Genomic DNA, 1,036 nt, shown 5'->3' on the forward strand with positions numbered 1-1,036 from the left:
GCAGGTGATGGACCTGCGCAGCGGCCAGCCGAAATGGTCCCTGCCCATCGTCGGGGTGAACCAGCCCCTGCCGGTCGGCGACGTGGTCTATGTCGTGTCTCAGGCGGGCGAACTGACCGTGGTCAACCGCGAGACGGGCCAGGTCTATTGGTCGCGCGATCTGAACGAGGGCCGCGTCCGCAAGGAAGGCGGCTTCCTGGGCTTCGGCAAGCGCACCGTGCGTCCGACCTGGTCGGGTCCGATCCTGGCGTCCAACCGTCTGGTCCTGGTCAATTCGGACGGCGAGGCCGTGGCCTTCGATCCGAAGACCGGCGCGCAGACCGGCAGCCTGAAGCTGGGTTCGGCCGCCTATATCGCCCCGGCCGCCTACAACGGCGCCCTCTATGTCCTGACCGACAAGGGCCAACTGGTCAGCATCCGCTGACCTTTTCACTGATTTAAGCTAGAAGGCCGACATGGCTCTGAAGGTCGCCATCGTCGGCCGCCCCAATGTGGGCAAGTCGACACTGTTCAATCGCCTCGTCGGCAAGCGCCTTGCGCTGGTCGATGATCGCCCCGGCGTGACCCGTGACCGCCGCTACGCCGACGGCGTGATCGGCGACATGGATCTGACCCTGATCGACACCGCAGGGTATGAGGACGTCACCGACGAAAGCCTGGAAGCCCGGATGCGCGAGCAGACCGAGGCGGCGATCGAGGACGCGGACCTGATCATGTTCATGATGGACGCGCGCGAAGGCGTGACGTCGCTGGACCGCATCTTCGCCGATCGCCTGCGCAAGGTGCACAAGCCCATCGTCCTTCTGGCCAACAAGTCGGAAAGCCGCGAGAGCGGCGGCGGCGTGGGCGAGGCGCACGGTCTGGGTTTCGGCGAGCCGGTGCCGATCTCGGCCGAGCACGGCGAGGGCATGGCCGACCTGTATCAGGCTCTCCTGGCCGCGTCGGAAGACATCTTCATCGAAGAGATCGACGAGCCGGAAAAACCGATCCGCATCGCGGTCATCGGTCGCCCGAACGCGGGCAAGTCCACCCTGAT

Annotated in this window: 2 protein-coding genes; both read left to right on the forward strand. The window is 65.8% G+C overall.

Features of this window, described 5'->3' with window-relative positions; translation table 11 throughout:
• On the forward strand, nucleotides 1-424 hold a 424-nt coding region (locus B2Y21_RS06465; protein WP_292058101.1), incomplete at its 5' end, for a PQQ-binding-like beta-propeller repeat protein.
• 31 nt (nucleotides 425-455) lie between these two features.
• A partial coding sequence (locus B2Y21_RS06470) for a GTPase (protein ID WP_292058102.1) occupies nucleotides 456-1,036 on the forward strand: 581 nt, incomplete at its 3' end.

Source organism: Brevundimonas sp. UBA5936 (assembly GCA_002430835.1).
In the GTDB taxonomy this organism is placed as follows: Bacteria; Pseudomonadota; Alphaproteobacteria; order Caulobacterales; family Caulobacteraceae; genus Brevundimonas.